Source organism: Lactococcus garvieae subsp. garvieae, from assembly GCF_029024465.1.
Classification (GTDB): domain Bacteria; phylum Bacillota; class Bacilli; order Lactobacillales; family Streptococcaceae; genus Lactococcus; species Lactococcus garvieae.
The window spans coordinates 1,011,626-1,031,395 of the sequence record NZ_CP118950.1 but is presented as its reverse complement, the minus strand read 5'-3'; the positions used below and the strand labels follow the sequence as shown (position 1 = coordinate 1,031,395).

Annotated in this window: 16 protein-coding genes and 2 pseudogenes; 2 read left to right on the top strand and 16 right to left on the bottom strand. The window is 37.6% G+C overall.

The features are described 5' to 3' along the window. Positions 1–147: 147 nt before the first annotated feature. Positions 148–586, top strand: a pseudogene (locus tag PYW30_RS05115) (MerR family transcriptional regulator). 140 nt (positions 587–726) lie between these two features. Here the strand turns inward: PYW30_RS05115 and asnA are convergent. Then, complete coding sequence (gene asnA, locus PYW30_RS05110) at positions 727–1,731, bottom strand: aspartate--ammonia ligase (RefSeq protein ID WP_042217751.1); 1,005 nt, start codon at positions 1,729–1,731, stop codon at positions 727–729. Between the two features lie 213 nt (positions 1,732–1,944). On the opposite strand from asnA, the gene PYW30_RS05105 reads away from it, so the two are divergent. Further along, positions 1,945–2,394 (top strand): GNAT family N-acetyltransferase, encoded by a 450-nt coding sequence (locus PYW30_RS05105; RefSeq protein ID WP_042217753.1) that lies wholly within the window; start codon positions 1,945–1,947, stop codon positions 2,392–2,394. Between the two features lie 76 nt (positions 2,395–2,470). On the opposite strand, the pseudogene PYW30_RS05100 reads toward PYW30_RS05105, so the two are convergent. The 15 genes and pseudogenes from PYW30_RS05100 to PYW30_RS05030 form a co-directional block, all read right to left on the bottom strand. Further along, positions 2,471–4,983, bottom strand: a pseudogene (locus tag PYW30_RS05100) (HAD-IC family P-type ATPase). A 229-nt stretch (positions 4,984–5,212) separates the two neighbouring features. After that, positions 5,213–6,508 carry a D-alanyl-lipoteichoic acid biosynthesis protein DltD gene (dltD, locus tag PYW30_RS05095; RefSeq protein ID WP_042217754.1) on the bottom strand — a complete coding sequence of 432 codons (1,296 nt, stop codon included), beginning with the start codon at positions 6,506–6,508 and terminating at the stop codon, positions 5,213–5,215. Next, complete coding sequence (gene dltC, locus PYW30_RS05090; RefSeq protein WP_042217756.1) at positions 6,495–6,737, bottom strand: D-alanine--poly(phosphoribitol) ligase subunit DltC; 243 nt, start codon at positions 6,735–6,737, stop codon at positions 6,495–6,497. Before dltC ends, dltD begins: the two co-directional genes overlap by 14 nt. A gap of 24 nt (positions 6,738–6,761) precedes the next feature. Further along, positions 6,762–7,976 carry a D-alanyl-lipoteichoic acid biosynthesis protein DltB gene (gene dltB, locus PYW30_RS05085; RefSeq protein WP_042217757.1) on the bottom strand — a complete coding sequence of 405 codons (1,215 nt, stop codon included), beginning with the start codon at positions 7,974–7,976 and terminating at the stop codon, positions 6,762–6,764. After that, positions 7,976–9,478 carry a D-alanine--poly(phosphoribitol) ligase subunit DltA gene (gene dltA, locus PYW30_RS05080; RefSeq protein WP_042217760.1) on the bottom strand — a complete coding sequence of 501 codons (1,503 nt, stop codon included), beginning with the start codon at positions 9,476–9,478 and terminating at the stop codon, positions 7,976–7,978. Before dltA ends, dltB begins: the two co-directional genes overlap by 1 nt. Positions 9,479–9,490: 12 nt before the next feature. Beyond that, the gene (locus PYW30_RS05075) at positions 9,491–9,625 is read right to left on the bottom strand and encodes a teichoic acid D-Ala incorporation-associated protein DltX (RefSeq protein ID WP_080567130.1); all 135 of its coding nucleotides are present in this window, start codon (positions 9,623–9,625) and stop codon (positions 9,491–9,493) included. Positions 9,626–9,677: 52 nt separating this feature from the next. Continuing rightward, positions 9,678–10,619, bottom strand: coding sequence for an alpha/beta hydrolase (locus PYW30_RS05070; RefSeq protein ID WP_042217761.1), 942 nt, complete (start codon positions 10,617–10,619; stop codon positions 9,678–9,680). 163 nt (positions 10,620–10,782) lie between these two features. Next, positions 10,783–12,039 (bottom strand): glutamate-5-semialdehyde dehydrogenase, encoded by a 1,257-nt coding sequence (locus tag PYW30_RS05065; RefSeq protein WP_042217763.1) that lies wholly within the window; start codon positions 12,037–12,039, stop codon positions 10,783–10,785. 15 nt (positions 12,040–12,054) lie between these two features. Next, positions 12,055–12,861 carry a glutamate 5-kinase gene (gene proB, locus PYW30_RS05060; protein ID WP_042217766.1) on the bottom strand — a complete coding sequence of 269 codons (807 nt, stop codon included), beginning with the start codon at positions 12,859–12,861 and terminating at the stop codon, positions 12,055–12,057. A gap of 109 nt (positions 12,862–12,970) precedes the next feature. Then, a complete protein-coding gene (locus PYW30_RS05055; RefSeq protein ID WP_232254485.1) occupies positions 12,971–14,917 on the bottom strand; it encodes an LPXTG cell wall anchor domain-containing protein in 1,947 nt (648 codons plus the stop codon). After that, the gene (locus PYW30_RS05050; protein ID WP_232254486.1) at positions 14,899–15,303 is read right to left on the bottom strand and encodes a hypothetical protein; all 405 of its coding nucleotides are present in this window, start codon (positions 15,301–15,303) and stop codon (positions 14,899–14,901) included. Before PYW30_RS05050 ends, PYW30_RS05055 begins: the two co-directional genes overlap by 19 nt. Positions 15,304–15,328: 25 nt before the next feature. Next, a complete protein-coding gene (locus tag PYW30_RS05045) occupies positions 15,329–16,012 on the bottom strand; it encodes an LPXTG cell wall anchor domain-containing protein (protein ID WP_042217768.1) in 684 nt (227 codons plus the stop codon). Between the two features lie 18 nt (positions 16,013–16,030). Continuing rightward, on the bottom strand, positions 16,031–17,275 hold the full coding sequence (locus PYW30_RS05040) for a class C sortase (RefSeq protein WP_042217770.1): 1,245 nt from the start codon (positions 17,273–17,275) through the stop codon (positions 16,031–16,033). A 30-nt stretch (positions 17,276–17,305) separates the two neighbouring features. Further along, positions 17,306–19,024 carry a SpaH/EbpB family LPXTG-anchored major pilin gene (locus PYW30_RS05035; RefSeq protein WP_042217773.1) on the bottom strand — a complete coding sequence of 573 codons (1,719 nt, stop codon included), beginning with the start codon at positions 19,022–19,024 and terminating at the stop codon, positions 17,306–17,308. A gap of 153 nt (positions 19,025–19,177) precedes the next feature. Further along, positions 19,178–19,519, bottom strand: coding sequence for a YxeA family protein (locus PYW30_RS05030; RefSeq protein WP_042217775.1), 342 nt, complete (start codon positions 19,517–19,519; stop codon positions 19,178–19,180). Positions 19,520–19,770: the final 251 nt, after the last annotated feature.

Genomic DNA, 19,770 nt, shown 5'->3' with positions numbered 1-19,770 from the left:
TAGGTCAAATAATAAGTAAAATTATTTTATTTCAAGCTTCTTTTATAAAAATAATTAAAAATTGTTATGATATAATTTAGTATGCAAAGAAGGTTAATGTACGATATTATTGTACAAAACACTTTCCCGCTAAAAGAGGTAGAAAACATGTATACAATTGGTGAAGTTTCAAAAATGTTTGATATTCCTATATCCACGTTACGGTATTATGATAAAGAAGGATTATTTCCAAAGATTGAGCGAAAATCGGGGATTCGTCAATTTTCTGAAGAAGAAATTGAAGCTCTACGGTTTTTTGAATGCCTGAAAAAATCTGGCCTAAAAATTAGAGACATTAAAAAATTCATTGACTGGACTGAGCTTGGTAACGAAACTCTCGAAGAAAGAAAAAAACTCTTTCATAATCAAAAAAAAACAGATTGAGGAAGAAATTAATCATCTGAATAAGACGCTTGACATGTTAAAGTTCAAATGTTGGTATTACGATGAAGCTTTGAGTACTGGCGATGAACAAGCTGTAAAAAGAAAAATTCCTGAGGATTTACCTAAAGAAATAAAGGACAGCTATATAAATTCACATTCTTAAGTTAAGATAAAACCCATAGAGAAGAGTAGTCTCTATGGGTTTTATAAATTTTATTTTATCATTTATGCCTTGGAGAATGGTAATCTAACCAAACACTTTTCTATTTTTTTACTCTAATTACTTCCCTTCGTCCCTCGTTTTCATAGTAAAAAGACCTTATCTTTACAAGCATTGAGTGTTTCTTCATCCCATAAAGAAACTTGTACTTCACCGATATGTACTTTACTCAGCAATAACATGCACATACGGCTTTGTCCAATACCGCCACCAATGGTAAGTGGTAATTCATTATTGAGTATTTGCTGATGAAAAGGATAGGCTGAACGATCGTTGGCATTGGCCTTTTCTAATTGTGTAAGTAAAGCTTTATCATCCACACGAATGCCCATACTAGATAATTCCATGGCGCATCCTAAAGGTTCATGCCAGAAAAGTAAGTCCCCGTTTAAAGACCAATCGTCATAGTCTGGTGCACGTTGATCATGGGGTTCACCATGACTTAAGACATCACCAATTTGTAAGATAAACGTAGTGGGATGTTCTTTAACATAAGCATTTTCTCTTTCTTTTGCTGTTAAGTTGGGATAAAGATCTACTAATTCTTGACTTGTAATAAAAGCAATATTTGTATCTATCACCGTTTTTACTTTTGGATATTTTGTATGCAAACGACTTGATGTTTCTGCGATAGCATTCACTAAATTTTGTACGGTTTCTTTTAGGTAATCCAGGCTTCGTTGTTCTCTTGAAATCACTCGCTCCCAGTCCCATTGGTCTACATAAATTGAATGAAGATTGTCTAATTCTTCGTCACGTCTAATGGCATTCATATCTGCGTAAAGGCCGTTACCCACATGAAAATCATATTGCTTTAAAGCGGCTCTTTTCCATTTCGCTAAGGAATGTACAATTTCTCCATTATAATTTAAAACTGGCACATCAAATTTTACAGGTCGTTCACTTCCGCTTAGATTATCGTTTAAGCCCGAACGATCGTCAACAAAAAGTGGAGCAGATACTCTTTTTAGTTTTAAACTTCCTGTGAGTGCTTCTTCAAAACAACGCTTGATAAATCCAATAGCTGTTTGAGTATCATAAATGTCCAGTATTGATTTATAGTCTTCGGGGATAAAGGTTTTTTCCATAATTTTAAGAACTCCTAAATACTTTTAATTTTATTGAATATTATACCATAATATATAAATTAGTATAAATATGTTATTGACATTACAGGGCAAGTGGAGCAAGCTATACAAAAAGCTATCTTCTTAAGAATGGCTTTAATTACCTCCAGAAATTGAAATACGGAGCTTCATGTGCTAGGATTAGCTTAGGACAGTATTAAGGAGCATAATTAATTGCATATTATAGATGTTGATTTGAAAGATAGATCTGAAGATTTAGTAGAAAAATTATTGGTGGTTTGGGAAAGTTCTGTAAAAGCAACGCACCTCTTCCTTTTAGATAATGAAATAAGGGATATTAAAAAGTATGTGCCCCAAGCACTGATGGAAATCCCTCGTTTGATTCTCTTAAAAAATGATAGAAATATTCCAGTTGGTTTTATGGGTATTGTTGATCATCATCTAGAGATGCTTTTTATTGCACCCGAGGAAAGCGGCAAGGGCTTTGGCCGAAAACTTCTCGACTATGGAATCACTAAATACTCCATTAATACTCTTGCTGTAAATGAACAAAATCCACGCGCAAAGGGTTTTTATGAATATATGGGCTTTGAGGTTTATAAGAGAACGGAATACGATGAGCAAGGAAAACCCTATCCACTGTTATACATGAAGCGAGGCTAATCTAAAAAAGCTACTGAATGAAGGCACTCAGTAGCTTTTTTTATTTTGACATTCCTCAAAAGAGATCAATGTGTTTCTATGCTAAATCTCTAAAGAGACGATGTGAAATAATTTTTTCTAATTCTACTACGACGAAAACTGTCAGCCCAGCCAAGGAAGCGTAAAGAAGATTATGAATCCCAATACTTGTTGTACCTAAAGCGTTACTAATTGTTGGGATATAGACAATAGCCAGTTGCAGCACCAATAAAATAAACAATGATAACCACAACACACGATTTTTAAACATGTTTTGGTCGATAGAGAACTTGGATATACTTCGACAATTTATCATGTAGAACACTTGTCCGAAAACGAGGGTCATTAAAAGTGTAGTTTGAGCAACAGGTGTTGATGCTCCCATCGATATAACAATATTGTTGACTAAAAAGCCCAAAGCAGCTAAGAGCATAGAAACATAGAACATTCTAAAGATAGCATAACGACTTAAAATATTTTCATTTGGATCGCGAGGAGGTCTGTCCATGACATCAGGAGCTTCTTTTTCAAAACCTAATGCAAAAGAAAGTGTAATTGTTGTGACCATATTTAACCACAAGATTTGGATTGAAGTCAATGGTAAGGGGCGATCAATTAATATAGATACAACAACCAACAAACCTTGAGCAAATGCTGTTGGTAAAGAAAAGTAAATTGTGTTTTTTAAGTTGTCATAGACACGTCTTCCTTCACGTACTGCATCTGAAATGGTAGCAAAATTATCATCTGCCAAAACCATATCTGCAGCATCTTTTGTAACTTCTGTTCCTTTTTGCCCCATTGCGATACCAATATCTGCTTTTTTAAGTGCTGGAGCATCATTCACACCATCTCCTGTCATACCGACAATTTTACCATGCGCTTTGATAGCGCTGACCAGTCGCAATTTATGTTCTGGTGTCGTTCTCGCAAAAACATCATTTTCAAGCACAACCTCAGATAACTCTTGATCGGTCATCGTTTCAATATCTTTACCCGTAATGGCACTGTCCGTATTTTTTAAACCAATTTCTTTCGCTATTGCGACAGCTGTATCTTTATGGTCTCCAGTAATCATCTTCACGGAGATACCAGCGCGGTGGCTCTTTTTAATCGCTTCTATTGCAGATGGCTTTGGTGGATCAATGATACCGTACATTCCGACAAGAACCATATCCTCTTTCAAATCTTCATGTGTAATTGTTTTTTGGTCCGAAGAGACTTCCTTCATAGCTGTAGCAAGCATACGTTGCCCTTTTTTTGCCTGATGCGATATCATTTTTTCCCATAGATATGAGGAATCAAACGGAATTTTATACAGTACCTTCTCATCTTGGGTAGTTTCCATATGAGACGCCCACTCGAGTAATGCTGCTTCTGTCGGATTACCAATTATTGTCCTCTGCCCATTATGGTAATCGATTTTTGTGTCATTACAGTAAAGAGCGGTTTCAACCAACTTCTTGAGTTGGTAATCTTCATTAAAGATATTAAGGTCATCTTTCCATTGTTCGGTTTGATTTTTTTCAAATGTCTTTTTCTTAGTCAAAACGGTCAAAACCGACATTTCGTTTTTTGTCAGTGTTCCCGTTTTATCGGAACAGATAACTTCCATACTTCCCAAGGTCTCAACTGCTGGCATTTTTTTATGATGGCTTTCTTTGCAGACATGCGCGTGACACCAAGAGACAAAATAATTGAAAGGACTGCTGGCAATCCTTCAGGAACAGAGGAGACTGCCAAGGAGATGATCCATGAAGTGGCTTCTTCAAACGTGAATTCCCGATGAAAGAAACTGAAAACAACTAATGAAACGATGAGTATCAAGAGAATAAAGAAAATTTGTTTATTCAAATATTTCATTTTTTTAATTAAAGGTGTTTCAGTAACACCAACCTCTTTCAAGTGGACACTGATTTTTCCTATCTCTGTGTTGTCCCCTGTTTCAACAACAACTGCCTTACCACTCCCGCTGTTTACTAATGAACCTGAATACCCCATATTGACATGGTCCGCCAAGTCTGCTTCAGTAGAAATGGAAGCAGCGTTTTTTTGTACAGGAGTTGACTCACCCGTTAGCATTGCTTCATCTACGACCAAATTATAGGCTTCCAAAATTCTTACGTCAGCAGGAATAATATCTCCTGAGTTAAGCAAAACGATATCACCTTTTACTAAAGAATCGGTCGACACAACTTTTTTCTCACCGTTAATTACAATTGTCGCCTCTGTTCCCATTAAACTCGTCAGGCCATCTAAGGAATTGCTTGCTTTTGACTCTTGGATATAACCAATTAATGCATTTATAACCACAACGATTAAAATGATAAACATATCGATATAGTTTTGACTAATTCCTTTAAGTAGCGCAGCCACGAGCAATACATAAATCAATAAATCATTGAAGTGTTTGAAAAACTTTTTTAAGTTTCCTTCAGTCTTTTCGCCAGATAATAAGTTAAAACCATTTTCTGTTAATCTTTTTTTTCGCTCCCCTTCTGCTAATCCAACATCTTCTTCGACTTGGAGCTTCTTTAATATATCTATCTTTGATAATTGAAACCAATTCATTATAATTCCCCCATAATTCTTTTAGTTTTATTAAAATACTTATCTTTTTTAAGAGTACCTATTACTAGTTTATCATGCAAACTATTTAAAACATAATAAAATAATATTCTCTGTATTATTTTATTATAAAATATATCATTTTGAAGCTTTTAATAATGAGAACATATTCAAGATAAGGGACAAAAAAAACGACAATTAGTCATTGTCGTTTTTAATTTATTTATTCTTTTTATTTATTACTATTAAGAGAGACTTCTTTGTCCCCATTAGCCCATTCTGTACTAAGAAATTGAGCATTGTCGAGCTTATATGCTGTTTTAGTCGGATGACTCATAAATTCCTCGATTTTTTTATCTAAAGCAACCCAACCACGATTATTCAGATGGATGGTGTCCCCAATATAGTACTTTTCATTGAATTTATCGGTCATGTCATAGATGTGATGGAAACCTTGGCTGTTCAGTTGATATTTAATCTTAGCGCTAAACTCCTGTAACATCTCATAAGAGAGTCCCGTATACTGATACCAGGCTCCATTTACCGGTGGAATGACGAACTGAACATCATTGTTATTTTTTGCAAATTGATTTAAAAGCTGCTGGAAATCAAGATATTCCGGACTTCTTAGATAGCTCACTTCTTTCATAACACCTTTACGTTCTTTAAAGACCTTTTGAAGATTTCTTGACCACACATGGTCAACAATTTGAAATTGATTATTTGCTGAAGTTGCCGCTCCTCGTTCGTATGCTGCTTGATCCAGTTGTTCAAAATCTTTTGTATTTGGTAATTGTTTACTGATTTGCCCTAGCTTTTCGTATGAATTTTCTTGCTTACCGCCAAGCTTTGATAAGCCTGTAAAAAGAAAATCTTGTTTGGTCCAGAACTGATTTGCAAGTTGAATGGAAATCTGGTCGATGCTGTCAATTTTTTTACCATTTGCTAGAGCTTTTAGTGCCTGGGTAACGACAATATCCTCGGGAAAATCTTTAAAATTCAAGAGTCGTTGCGCAAGTTTTTGGGTCGCGACATCTTTTGGTGAAGCAGATTGTAACCACGCATATATTTCCCCTTTAGAGACAAATTGACTCAATTCAGGGGTACCGATCCCTTTACGTGTAAACCACTGTGGACTGATGATAAAGACAATCTTACGGTTATGCAATTGCTTTTCAACAGAATTCATATAGAAAAAGTGCGTTAAGGATTGGGTACCCGGTTGCCCTGCTAGAAATGGCGTAAAACCTTTATTATTTTTCATAAAGAAGCTACTTGGATGAAAAGGATCAATATGTTCGAGTTCAGAAGAGCCTAAAATAGGCAGATAATGCGGATTAGAGAAAGCTTGTGATTTAATCGCATAGCTTACAAAGCCTGTCCGATTCTTAGGATCAGTCGCAAACTCATCCAGTTCATGCTTACTAAACTTAGGAAAAACAGTGAGAGGAGAAAAGATGAGTATTCCCAATAAAGTGAGAGCCGCAACTAAAGGGGCGATTTCTTGAAGTACCTTATCTTTCTTCATCCATCTTTTCCTTGATACGATCGGCAATCTTATTTGCTGTGTTCCAGTCGTCACGATCCATTTCAGAAGGTGGTAAACTCAAACTAAAGGCATTTTCAAGTTCAACAATAAGCATAATTGCTCTCATCGAGTCAAGGATGCCTTCTTCAAAAAGATCCATATCTAAATCTTCACGAAACTCATCTGTGCCAGAAACTTCTTCAATGATATTTAAGACTTCATTTTTCATATTTATTCTTCTTTCTTTTGTTGTTTAAAAATTAGGTAATGGACTACCAAGTCCATTGATTGCGTGCATTATGGCATAATTAGGGATTCCTGAAAAGATGAGGAAGCTGACCATAACCGCATTAAAAGTGATAAATATTGCAGCTCCACGTGTCCACATGTTATCAGGAATATTCCATTTATGCTTCTTCTTCATTCGCTTCCAAGCATCATAAATGATCATCAGACAGGCATGATAAACACCATATAAGATATAGTACCACGTCAAACCGTGCCAGCAGCCCATAATAAACATGTTCACTAAGTAACCCACGTTTGATATGGTCACCATATTTTTGGACCATTTTTTAACCATAATCCACTTTACTAAGCGCATAAAGACAAAATCTCTGAACCAGAACGATAAAGAGATATGCCAACGTTGCCAAAAGTCATTAATATTTTTCGCAAGAAAGGGTTTATTAAAGTTAATAGGAATTTTATATCCCATAATCAAGGAAACGCCCATCGCAAAAAGAGAATAACCTGCAAAGTTGAAAAAGAGATAGAAACCGTAAGCATACATGCTGCCCATCATATTCCACATATTGGGATGCAATGTCGCTTTTATTGCTAAACCATGCAGAAAATAATGTGAGATCAGATAGGAAATGATGAAATTATACAGGAAACCTTGGAAAATATAGAAAATTCCTTTTCCCAAGTACTCTGCATACTTATCCGTAAGTGGCGCTTCTAGCTCTTTTTGGAAACGTCGGAAACGATCAATTGGCCCTGACGAAATGGTGGGGAAGAAATAAAGAAAATAGAGATACTCCTTTAAGGGAACTTCTTTAATCAGGCCATCACGTAACTCAAGGATTACACTTACGGTTTTAAAGGTCACATATGATATCCCTAAAAAACCAAGGATAGATTGTGGATGCATCGGATCCAATAGTGGCGTCACCTTTACGATTATTAACGGTAACAACGATGCAAGGACTGCTAAAACGAACACCCAAGTTTTGTTTTGAAGTTTTCGATAGTGCGCGTAGAGCCTAATCAAAGTGGTTTCAAAAACCCCGAAGCCCAGAAGGGACCAAAGACTGACTTTACCACCGAAACTGAGCCAGAGAAAGGCAATGGTTAAGATGACTTGATAGCCCATCCATTTTTTTCCGTAGGCGTGTGCCATGATAAGTGGAAGCAGCGCTAACCCTAAAATCACAAAGTAAAAAGGTGTTGCATATGGTTCCACTAGTTCTTACCTCCAAGGACTTGCTTGGTTAAAGCTTTACGGTCAATTTTTCCATTAGGAGTAAGCGGAAAATCATCAAGATAAATGAATTTAGTCGGCATCATATATTCCATAATCGTATTTGAAAGTTGTGCCTTGATTTTTTTATTAAATGCGCGTTCTTCAGCCTTATTTGCAAAATCCAAAGAACAATGAAGGACTGCTATCAATCCCGTTACTTTATGGGCATCATTTTCTTGAGGGACCACTAATGCTTTTTCAATCTCCGCAATTTCATATAAATGAGCTTCGATATCTTGCAGCTCGATCCTAAAACCATTGAACTTTACTTGAAAATCGATTCGACCATTATAGTTCAGGACTGACTTTTCATCAAAATAACCTGAATCTCCTGTATGATAAGCCTTCTTTCCTTCTAGCTCATAGAAGACTTCTGCTGTCTTCTCCGCATTTTCAAAATATCCTTGAGCGACGGAATCCCCAATAATAATAATTTCATCATCAATAATTTGGATTTCCACTCCTGGCTTGGCAGTGCCAATAGGCAAGCGCTTATAGTCTTGAAGAATTCTTTCATCAATTTGAATACTTGTAATAGCACCCGTAGCTTCGGTTGGGCCATAAGTATTCCAAACTTTTGCATGGGGGAACTTGTCGAGCAGCTTGGATGCCGTTTTGTGCGGTAATTCCTCGCCACAAAAAATGAATTGTTGTAACTCTTGATGATTTTCCTCAACAAATGATGGATCAAGCAAACATATTTCGATAAACGATGGTGTAGAAACCCAAGTATTGATTGTACTTGAATTCAATCGTTCAAAAAGTTTTTTGAAATTCGTTGTCTCCTCTTGACTAAGTGAAATCAAGGTTCCACCCGTTGTCAAGCTAGGATACAAGCTGAAAATGGATAAATCAAAACTATATAATGCCTGGGAGAGAAAGTGATTGTTTTCGATTATCGAAAAATCCTTATTCATCCATTCAGTGAAGCTAAGTAAGTTATTGTGTGTTACTGCTACACCTTTTGGAAGCCCCGTTGTGCCCGAAGTATAGATAATGTAGTTGATATCATCTCCGGCAACAGCTTGACGACTATCAATTTGTGAAAAATCAAAATCAGTATTTTCTTGGTATTCTGTATAAGATATTCTTGATGTAAAAAGCTGGGAAAAATTTTCTTCAAGTTCTACTGTATGTATGACTAAAGATGGATTTGCGGCTTGCATGATCAGCTGTGTTCTCTCAAAAGGTGTATGCGCGTCAACAGGAATATAGGCTCTGCCTGTAAGTGAAACGCCGAGCAGTGTAGCTAATGATAAAAATCCATTTTTACCAAACACAATAATTGGCCGTTGGGAGATGGGCATTTCAGATATTTTTTCAGCTACCTGTGATGCAGCATCAAGCAATTGCCGATAAGTATAATCTTGATCGTGTTCGACTATCGATAAACGTTCCGGGTATTTTGTTGCTCCGGATAAAATTTCTTGAAAAATGTTCATGACATCTCCTTTCTAAAATTCGTTGTAGATAAAGTGTGCGCCTCCCGTTTTACTATAGGAGTAAAGGTAAAGTAGGATTAAAATCACTGCAAAGTAAAACAGTGTCTTTCCAAAAAAGATGAATAATTTTTTATATTTTCTATTCATAATATATGATTGTACCATAATTAAATTGTCTGTAAACTTACATTTTAGTAAGTTAAGTGGAAGAGTAAAAAACCTTTTCGATGTAGTCCTGTGCTGCGGGCATTTTACAAATTGAACCATGAGAATATCGCTCTCCTGGTCTATTTGTATAGGTAAATTTTTCTGTTACATTGCCATTTTTTTCAAAGAGGTTGTAAACAGAAAAGAGATCCGACCAAGGAAGAACACCATCAAAATCTGAGCCGACAGGTGTATCTAAAGCCATGAGGTAAACGTGAATGCCCTTGTCCATTTTTGAGTAATTTTTTTCAAAATAGTTATAATCAGCACTTTTGTTTTCGGGGCCATTTTGATACAGTCTTTCCATACTCTCGTTGGCTCTTAATTTTTCTTTGCGATTAAATTCACCATCTAAAGCAACAAATTTTTTAGCGGGAGGTAAATTTTTATCTTGCGAATAATTGATCAAAAACCGCATGGCTCCACCTGCGCCCGAAGAATACCCCAAAATGTTGTACCAAGGGACGTTATAATGTGCCGCTAGATATTCTATTGTAGCTTTTATCGCATACTGATAAATTTCGTGATTATTTGTTCCGTGATCTGTCCCAACAGCAATAGCTGGATATTTGTTACCTGCATCAATTTTCCCAGAGATTCTTAATTTATATTTATTTCCTGTTTCCGCAATGACAGTGAGACCTGGCTTTGCGGCATTATTTTTATTGGTTACTGCTTGAACTAAATGACTGATATTGTTTTTAGGAGTGCCACTTGAGCCCGTCACATACAGCGTTGGGTAAATGGTTAGCTCTGACTTGAGCTGCTCTGTATTTTTCTTAATCACGCGCGTACTTGGCTCGCCAGGGCTTGCCTTGGTCTGTTGGTAATAGAAAGCCACACCTAAAACTCCAATTACTGCAACAATAAAAACAAAAAATGTCACACCTAACATATCAATTCCTTTCTTGCTCTTCTGCGCTCTTTTTTTCATCTGTACTCCTTATATTTAAGTAAGCTTCAATCTCTTGAGCTAAGACATTTCCAAACTCTTGCGCTCATTTTTTCTTTCTATTTTATCTTTTTTTACTGAACTGATTCCTTACATTTTTGTAATAAAAGAACGGCCCTAGAGGACCGTTCTTTTGTTTAAAATATTAGCGAATTTGACCATTGCCGTCAATGAGATATTTACTTGAAGTCAAGGCTTCAAGTCCCATTGGCCCGCGTGCATGGAGTTTTTGAGTAGATATTCCAATTTCTGCGCCAAGTCCGAAAACAAAACCATCTGTAAATCGTGTCGATGCATTTACATAGACTGCTGCTGCATCAATCTCCTCTTGAAATTTTTGGGCATTAAAGTAATCTTTAGTGACGATACTTTCTGAATGGCGTGTCGAATAATGATTAATATGTTCAATTGCTTCATCTAAATTATCAACTGTTTTCACCGACATAATATAGTCTAAGTACTCCGTACCAAAGTCTTCTTCCTGAACAGCAACTGCTAAGTTTCCATCACAAGCTTGGAGAATTTTCAAAGAGTGTTCGTCCGCTCTAAACTCAACCTCATGTGTTTTTTTCAAAGCTTCCTGCAATTGAGGTAAAAATTCAGCAGCGATTTTTGCATGTACAACCAGACTCTCAGCGGCATTACAAACACTTGGGCGTTGTGTTTTTGCATTGACAACTATTTTTGTAGCCATATCTAAATCTGCAGTTTCATCAACATAAATGGTACAGTTTCCAACGCCAGTTTCAATAACAGGAACGGTTGCTTTTTCTTTTACACGATTAATCAGTCGAGCAGAGCCACGAGGAATAAGTACATCTAAAAATTTATCAGCCTGCATCATTTTTTCAGCTTCTGCATGGCTAGTATCAGTGAGAAGCTCTACGGTACTGGCATTGATTCCTTGCTTACGTAAGCTTTCTTTAATAATTTCAACCAAGACTGTATTGGAGTGAATGGCGTCTGAACCCCCACGTAAGAGAACACTGTTCCCTGTTTTAAAACAAAGTGAAAAGGCATCAATCGTCACATTTGGACGACTCTCAAAAATCATCCCCACCGTACCGAGTGGCACACGTTTTTGGACAATTTTTAGCCCATCAAGATTGGTGAAGCCCTGTAAAACTTGGCCGATAGGATCAGGTAAGTCAGCCACTTGTCGTAATCCAAGCGCCATGTCTGAAATTCTTTCTGGCGTCAACCTTAAACGGTCCAGCATAATATCCGAAATGCCGTGCTCTTTTGCTTTAAGTAAGTCTCTCTCATTCTCAGAAATTATCCGACTTGTATTTTGAGTGAGAGCGTCTGCTAGGAAAAGCAGAAAGTTATTTTTTCTTGCTGCAGATAGTTTTGCAGCTTCTTTGCTTGCTGCTTTGACCTTTACTCCTAAATCTTCAATCATCTTGTTTCTTCTTTCTCAATTTTTTGGGTAAAAATAAGTCCCAATTTCCTGTCCAGCAATAATATCCTTTATTTCACGGATCCGTTGACCATTGGTCAGAACCATCTCTTGCTTGTTGTCAAATAAAATTTCTGCAGCGGCGAGCTTAGAGGTCATCCCACCTGTACCAAAACGACTCCCGGCTCCGCCTGCCATTTGTCGTAATTCATCCGTAATCTCATGGATTTCTTTAAATATTTTAGCATCATCATAAATATTGGGGTTTTTATTATAAAGACCATCAATATCAGAAAACATGATGAGTAAATCAGCGCCAACGAGCTTTGAAACAATTGCTCCCAGTTTGTCATTATCGCCAAATTTCGTTTGATGATCCATTTCATCGACAGCTATAGCATCATTTTCATTGATAATAGGGATAATCCCCAGAGAGAGCAACGCATTTAAGGCATTTTCTGCATTGTTTGAACTCAGTGGAAAATCTGTAACATCACGTGTTAATAAAAGCTGGGACACTTTTTGTGAATAACGACGAAACATTTGCGTATAAAGACTCATCAACTCTACTTGACCAATACTTGCTAAGGCTTGTTGCTGTGCAATATCTTTTGGACGTTCATTCATTCCAAGGACATTCAGCCCTGCTCCAATAGCACCTGAAGTTACTAAGATAACTTCATACCCCTTATTATTTATATCGGACAATACAAAAGCCAGTTCATCTATATTTGATAAATTTATCTTCCCATTCGGTAAAATCAACGAGCTTGTGCCAATCTTAACTACGATTCGTTGTGCTTTTAGTATATTTTTTCTTGTCATAATGCTTAATTATACCAATATCTGAGCACAAATACACTTATATACCTCAATTATTACAAAAAATTAGAAAAACCACACGATCAATACCCTGTGGTTAAAAAGAAACAGCTTAATCTTTCTTTTTAAAGATGTAAAAGGCTAAAGCAAGAAAGGCTAGTGTCGCTGATGCTAAGATTATTCCAAACTGGCCTGAACCTCCTGTATAAGGTAAAACAAAATTCTTAGCTAAAAGGATATTAATCGTTATATCACCCGTCCCAGAGAAATGCGCCGTCTGTAGCTCCGCAATGGTACGATAAATCTTCGTATCTCCAGGATACTGATAGCCTTCGATAAAGTACCCATTTGGTGCTGTCGCTTTGGGATCTGTAAGTGGTGTACCTGTTAGCACACCTGTTTGGACAATATCAGCAGGGGCGCTAGGCGGATTAGATATGCTCGAATCATATGTGTAGTGCCAACTTAGCTTATTTGCTAGGGGCGTATAAGTAATTACAAAATTATTGGCTGCGGCCCCTTCTTTAAAGGTATTTGCTTGAGTCGCAGTTGTTAATGGTGTAGTTGTTTTCACTACTGTAGAGCTCGCAACAGCATTAGGATCCGAGGTGTATGTTATTCCATTTGGCGCACGCACGGCCACAGAATAACCACTAAGCGCCTTATCAGTTGGAGGGGCGACAAATGTCTGGTAAGTGTTCCCCGGAGAATTTATACCCGATGTGTCTCGCGCAATTGTGTCACCGAAGCCACCTTTAGATGTTGCTTGGCTCGGAAGATTCCCATAAATTTGTCCGGCATTTCCATTATAACCTGGCGTAATATTTGCCCAACCATAAGTATAGTTTGCGATTTCCGCATTTGCTGTTAGCATAATCATTACGTTATTATCAAATGCGCCTTGATTATTGATTGTGGGAGGTGTACTTAAAGATGATATTCCAAAATACATTCCACCATTTTGCTGAGTTATCGCTGCGGTGAGTGCCAAACTCATCGATGCATAATAAGGTGTAGGTGTATTAGCCCCTCCCGTTTCCGGATTTGTCTGATCAATCCAAGCCGAAGCCGTGTTATTCAGCACTGCAGAATAATGATATCCAGTTGGAGCGGCTCCTAAGCCACTTATCGTGAGCGGTGCGCCAGTCAAGCCTTTTTGAGTATAAGCATTGGCTGGGAAAGGGGGCACATTCCCAAAGTTCGTAAACGCATAGCCATAATTTATATAAAATGTTTGCTCTTGGGCACTCAAAATGACTTGAAAATCATTTGTTGAAGGCATATAAATATCAGGTGTCGTTGTGTTCGAAGTCGTACCAAATACATTATTAACCGTTGCTAAAGCTGCAGCCAGCGTAGTATAGATTGTTCCGTTTGGTGCTTTATAGCCGGAGATATAATAGCCCTTGGGTGCTGCTGATAATGTTGGTGCTGTTAAAGCACCTCCAACTGTGCCTTGCTCTGAGACACGCGCCGGTAGCTGACCAATTAAAGTACCTGCTCCCCCGTTTTGTCCAGGAACATCCGCCGCCCACGCATAACTAAAATTGGCTTGCGCAGGAGATACAAGGTTAAATTCAAGCTGTGCAGAATTTTGATAAGTAGTAATTTCCGATGCAGTTGGGATTTTTTGACCTGTAAGTTTGCTTAAGTCTGCTAAGTTACTATGAAAGGTTCCAGTTACTCCAAATGCCCCACTTGTAGGACTTGCCAGCAGACTAGAAACTCCGGCACTATTGTAGCCATTAATGGCGTAAGCTGAAGGCGAGCTTGCATTGAGTACAAATGGCATTGCACTTGCGTCCGTTCCAAGGATACTACTTCCAGATGTTTTGTTTGTATTCAACCGAACATGTTTTGCAGAATTAAGCGTAAAACTGTCCGTAGCAGCCAATGTCCCTAAGAAAGCGTTTGAAGTATTTCCTGTACTGTAGTCAAAACTGGCCCCCTGCCCAATCGTTGTTTTAAAAGCGCCACCAGTGGCATTATAATCAAAGAATCCAGGTGCAGTTATCGTTGTACTAGAATTAGCACCATAATTCATCGTAATCGATGACATACCGGATTGTATAGAGCATGGCCGCCCATATCAAAAACTAAAGTTAAGTTTAGAGGCAATACTGCAGTGACGCCTAAGGTCAAGTCATTTGCCGCCTTTATATAAAGTGTAGCGCCGGGAAGCGCTGTTGTAGCTAACGTATTAATATCATTACCAGCTGTGATAAGATTCCAAGTTATACCCGACCCATCCGTTTGTTGAGTAATAGAAGCTTCAGCAGAAAGAGTCCCAAAAGAAGGAATCCCGTTAAAAACAGGTGACAGTGGACTAAGAATAAAGAAGCTAAAAGCATATAAAACCAGTTTAAAATAGTGATGTAATGCTCTACTCTTCCCGTTTTTATCCTTTCCACTTCTTTTCTTATAATATTTGCTCATTTCCTTCAAATAAATTCACCTCCTTCCCCTAAATTTACTTCGTTTGGGTGCTTTTTTCTTTACGATTAAGAACAAAAGCAATAATAATCAAAAGAAATGCTCCACCAAGTGCGATAAACCATGAGACTTTTTCGCCCGTATGGGGTAAATCATGTCTGTACTGGATGTGTGTTGGCTTAAGATGATTTTGTCTAAGTTTCTTCTCAGTCTTAATAAGACTAGATTTGGGATAAATATAAATCTCTTCTAGGCTATCGGCTGTTGGGAGATCAAGCAAGACAGGAGCTTGCGGATCAATAAGTCCTGCAGCTCTATTAACTTGCTCGGTTAAGATATATTTGCCGTCCCCTAAGCGTATGCTTGCGATCCCTTCTTTATTTGTCAGAAGTTTTATTGGGTTTCCCACTTTTATGTAACTTGACGGGTCCATCGCTGCTACTGCTAGAGCATCCTTCTCCATAATTTGCTGCACCGTATAGCTTATATCAGCTATAGGCTGAAGTTCCTTACCAGAATTATCAATAATGATATTGTTAATTTTTAAACCGGTATTAAAGCTTTGTTCAGAAGAAAATCCTTGAGACGCCGATGTGAGCCCATATTTTACAATTATTATATTTTGAGAATGTCTTTCGGCCGCTTGAATTGGCGTATTATTCCCTCTCAATAAGACAATTGAAAAAAAGAATATAAGCACCAATAGTCGTCTTTTTTTCATTGGGATCCTCTCTAAAATTTATTCTTTTACCTTCACCTTAATTAAAATACAGTTTTCAGGAAGCCGCTTTGTATTTAACCGCTCTTGTAGCAGTTGCTCCGCTGCCTTTTTAAAATTAGAATATGTTGTATTTTCTAAGTGTCTATCTGGTTTATTAAATTTATCTGCATCTATGATTTGAGTGATTTTTACTTTTTGTTTTTCAGCTTCCTTACTCTTATTAACGCTCTGCCACTCTTGACCCTCTGATTTTTCAAAATATTGCCGTTTATTAGACTCAAGAGCCTCTGCCGCAATAAGTGTAACCTTATCTTTTAAACGGTACTTTTTACTTCCCTGAGGAAGTGGCGCAATAATAAGCTCTTGTTTGCCTTTTTGAATTGCATCAAACTGCGCTCTATCGATGCGCATATTATAGTTTTTAGCACCTAAGATATTCCGTAAAACAAGCCTTAATGCACACAACGCTAACAAACTTGCAAGAAGCATCACCCAGAAATTATAGCCGTATTTATTACGTTGGATGTGTTCTTGTGGGGTCATCGTAGTTGTAGTAACACGTCTTCCTGTAACAAGTAAGCGCTTATTATTGATGCCTGTCGGCCAGCATGTAACCAGTGTGACCAAATCCTTTCCTGGAATAACATTAATAGCGTCCGTATCTTCAGGATTCACAATTTTTCGCTCAAAAATCTCGTATTTTAATGTTTGGTCTAAGACATGAATGTAGAAAACATCCTTCATTTTCAAGTCTTCCAAATCAGAAAACAAGGTGTTATTAATATGTCCAGAATGCGCTGATAATACAGCGTGTGTATTTTCCCCACCAATTGGCAAACTCGTCTGCGGGATGTGGCCTACACCAGCTGCTAATGTTTCTTCACTATCGCCACTATAAACAGGAATATTCGTAATCTTAATTTGAGGAATAGAGAGATAAGCAATAACTTTATCCTTATCAGTAATCAACTGTTTCTTATACTCAGGTACTGCTTTATTCCAGCTTTGGTATTGACTTTTGGTATAAATATACTGATTATAAAGAGCAGCTTCTTCTTTAAGGTGTTTTGCTTGCGCTGGCTTTAGCGTTTCAACATTTCTGGTATATTTTTGGATTGTCGTTTTATTTTGCTGCGCGACCATATAGTTCACAAAGATAGGATAAAACAAGAGGCCCAAAGCAAAAATCAATAGAAGGGTGGAAATGATATTGCGCAGTGAGAATCGACGCTCTCTTTTTTTATCTGGAATTTTATCACGCATGTGCTCCTCCTGCACGGCAAGGTTATTTTACTATTTTGAATCTACCTCAGCATCTTGTTTCTTTTTACGAATGACCATTGCTGCAAAGCCCGCTACTCCTGCTATTAACACCACTGTGACAATTCCTGCTCCACCAGTAAATGGAAGTGGAAATGGTTTATTATTCACAATGTCATTATTATGAGCAGCAGGTGTTGTTGAAGCATTCACCTTCGTTACATTGGCAGCTGTGGTTGCTGTCGGTAATTGGAAACCATCAGGAGCAATCACTTCGACGGCAAAATAGTTGCTTGTGTTTTCTGTGTCTGTGTTGGTATCAACAAGGTTAAGACCGGAAAAAGTTGCCACTCCTGAAGCCCCAGTTGTTTTGACCGCAATTGTTCCATCAGCCTGTGTCACGAAAGAGGCATTGTCAGTTGAAGAGTAGGCTGTTGGTAAACTGGAAAGATCCGAGGAAGAACCATTAAAGCTTGCAGCATGTTTTTTAACCAAGGCCTCAGCCGCTGTCGCATTTTTTGCTCTTACCAACACAAATGTAGCTGGAGACGAAGTAATTGCTGAAGTCCCATCTGTTTTCGTCAGTTGGACACCGCCAATATTCACAGTTGAATTTTTAGGCGTTGAACTGAGGTCAACACCATAAGCATTGATGATTGTTGTTTTAGCGTTATCTTTATATGCCCCCGCAGTAACACTACCTGATACCGTCGTAGGAATGTAGAGGTTCATATTGATTCTACCTGTTGCAGCATCAAGCAAACCTGCTACTTTTTTCATACCGTCACTTGTTAAAGAAACTGAAACCACTTGATTGGTGGTCGTCATTGTATAATCTACTACAGGCGTTAAAGCTGTTGTACCCGCCTTGAGCGTTGGAGTACCGATTGTGAAGCCTGCTGGAATCGTATCTTCCAGCGTAAATTTTGCTTTCACATTATCTGCGATATCCGGCGCTGTTACTGTATCAGAAGTATTTGCCCATTGTGATTTATCAAAGCTTGCATTGACGTTCCAACCGACCATATTTCCAGCTGCTGCTGTCGTTGTGTTGCCAGCATCACTCTCATTTGTATCAATCAAAGTTGTCGTATCTGCATTGGGTGATGCAAGTTCATTCGGCGTTTTTCCGTTGTAGTTATCATCAGCGTTTGTAGCAGCGATATCAAATAAATTTTTATATTTCGTCATATCCTGCTTCGGATAGACATTCAGTGGCCCTTTATTGGTTGTATCAGAAGTATTAACCGTCACAATAAAATCCTTCACGGTCTGTACACCGCCAACCAAGGTCATTTGGTGAAAAAGCCAATAACCGTCAGTAAGTCCCGTAAAGTCAGTCATACCATTGGTATCTGTTTTCTGAATTTTTCTTGTGGAAGCATCGGCCGTGAAGGCTGAAGATACTACCTCCCCTTTACTGTTGACCATTGCTGAAGCAGCACCAGTTGGTGTAATTTTAGTTGCAGAAAACTGAACATTCGACATTGTTAAGTTATTTGTCGCCGTAGATGTTGAAGATTCTCCTGCAGCTTGTTGTGTACCATCATTATTACCGATAGCGTTTCCCGTAGCGGCAGCACTGGAAGGTCCAGCCTGCTGTGCATAAATGATAACCTCACCATTAGAAACCTGGTTTTTAATAGTAGTCGTTACAGCCTCAACAGCTGATTGAGAAACAATCATGTTTGAAACTGCAGCGAGTAACACCACAGAAGCTAAGGTAAACTTTCTTTTCCTTGTATTATTCATATCCTTCTCCAATCTTTCGTTTTGATAGCGCTTTATATTTTAATTGTACAGAATTGTACAGAATTGTCAGAATAAAAGCGAATTAATTGCTTCAATGTTTATTAATATTAAAGAAAACAAAAAATAATGCAGTACGCATTATTATTTGTTATTCTATAACTTTATCTTTTCTAGCGCTTTTGGCGGAACACTTCTTTCTTCTACAATATTCCAACGTACAACCTTATCGTAATTTACGTGAGCCATGATGTATACACCTTCGTGTAATGACTCTGCACATAAACTTAGATCTTTGACTTCTCCTTTACTATTAGACGATTTGAAGAGATAGACATATTCACTTTCTGAGCCACGAGTATGTCTGTCTGCGGAACTTGTCTTATTCTCCAAAGTGACCTTCGCGTAATAGTCGGTCGTGTTTAAAATATGTTTTAAAGCAAAATAGCCTCCACAAAAAATAATTGATATAACAGTTAATCCAATAAATCTTTTCATATTTTCTCCAATAGTCTTATTTACTTATAGTATACTAAAACATAAGTTCATTTTTAAGAGCAATTTGAACATTCATGTTTTTGTGTTTACTATAAGTAATAAAAAAAGTATTTTTTTATGATAAGCACTAGTTTGTCTAAAATAATGCATCGAATTTTTAAGGATTAGTTGTTCTTATTGAACGTAAAATGACAGCTAATCCCTCTAGCAGTTTTAAAACAGTAGCCGTTCTTTGATTTTGATTGCTCTAT

Excerpts from the sequence above, each read along its gene's own strand:
- PYW30_RS05045 (WP_042217768.1), bottom strand. The coding sequence starts at position 16,012 with ATGAAAAAAAGACGACTATTGGTGCTTATATTCTTTTTTTCAATTGTC.
- dltC (WP_042217756.1), bottom strand. The coding sequence starts at position 6,737 with ATGAAAAATGAAGTCTTAAATATCATTGAAGAAGTTTCTGGCACAGAT.
- PYW30_RS05065 (WP_042217763.1), bottom strand. The coding sequence starts at position 12,039 with ATGATTGAAGATTTAGGAGTAAAGGTCAAAGCAGCAAGCAAAGAAGCT.
- dltA (WP_042217760.1), bottom strand. The coding sequence starts at position 9,478 with ATGAACATTTTTCAAGAAATTTTATCCGGAGCAACAAAATACCCGGAA.
- asnA (WP_042217751.1), bottom strand. The coding sequence starts at position 1,731 with ATGGAAAAAACCTTTATCCCCGAAGACTATAAATCAATACTGGACATT.
- PYW30_RS05035 (WP_042217773.1), bottom strand. The coding sequence starts at position 19,024 with ATGAATAATACAAGGAAAAGAAAGTTTACCTTAGCTTCTGTGGTGTTA.
- PYW30_RS05040 (WP_042217770.1), bottom strand. The coding sequence starts at position 17,275 with ATGCGTGATAAAATTCCAGATAAAAAAAGAGAGCGTCGATTCTCACTG.
- PYW30_RS05070 (WP_042217761.1), bottom strand. The coding sequence starts at position 10,619 with ATGAAAAAAAGAGCGCAGAAGAGCAAGAAAGGAATTGATATGTTAGGT.
- dltD (WP_042217754.1), bottom strand. The coding sequence starts at position 6,508 with ATGAAGAAAGATAAGGTACTTCAAGAAATCGCCCCTTTAGTTGCGGCT.
- PYW30_RS05075 (WP_080567130.1), bottom strand. The coding sequence starts at position 9,625 with ATGAATAGAAAATATAAAAAATTATTCATCTTTTTTGGAAAGACACTG.
- PYW30_RS05055 (WP_232254485.1), bottom strand. The coding sequence starts at position 14,917 with ATGTCATCGATTACGATGAATTATGGTGCTAATTCTAGTACAACGATA.
- proB (WP_042217766.1), bottom strand. The coding sequence starts at position 12,861 with ATGACAAGAAAAAATATACTAAAAGCACAACGAATCGTAGTTAAGATT.
- PYW30_RS05030 (WP_042217775.1), bottom strand. The coding sequence starts at position 19,519 with ATGAAAAGATTTATTGGATTAACTGTTATATCAATTATTTTTTGTGGA.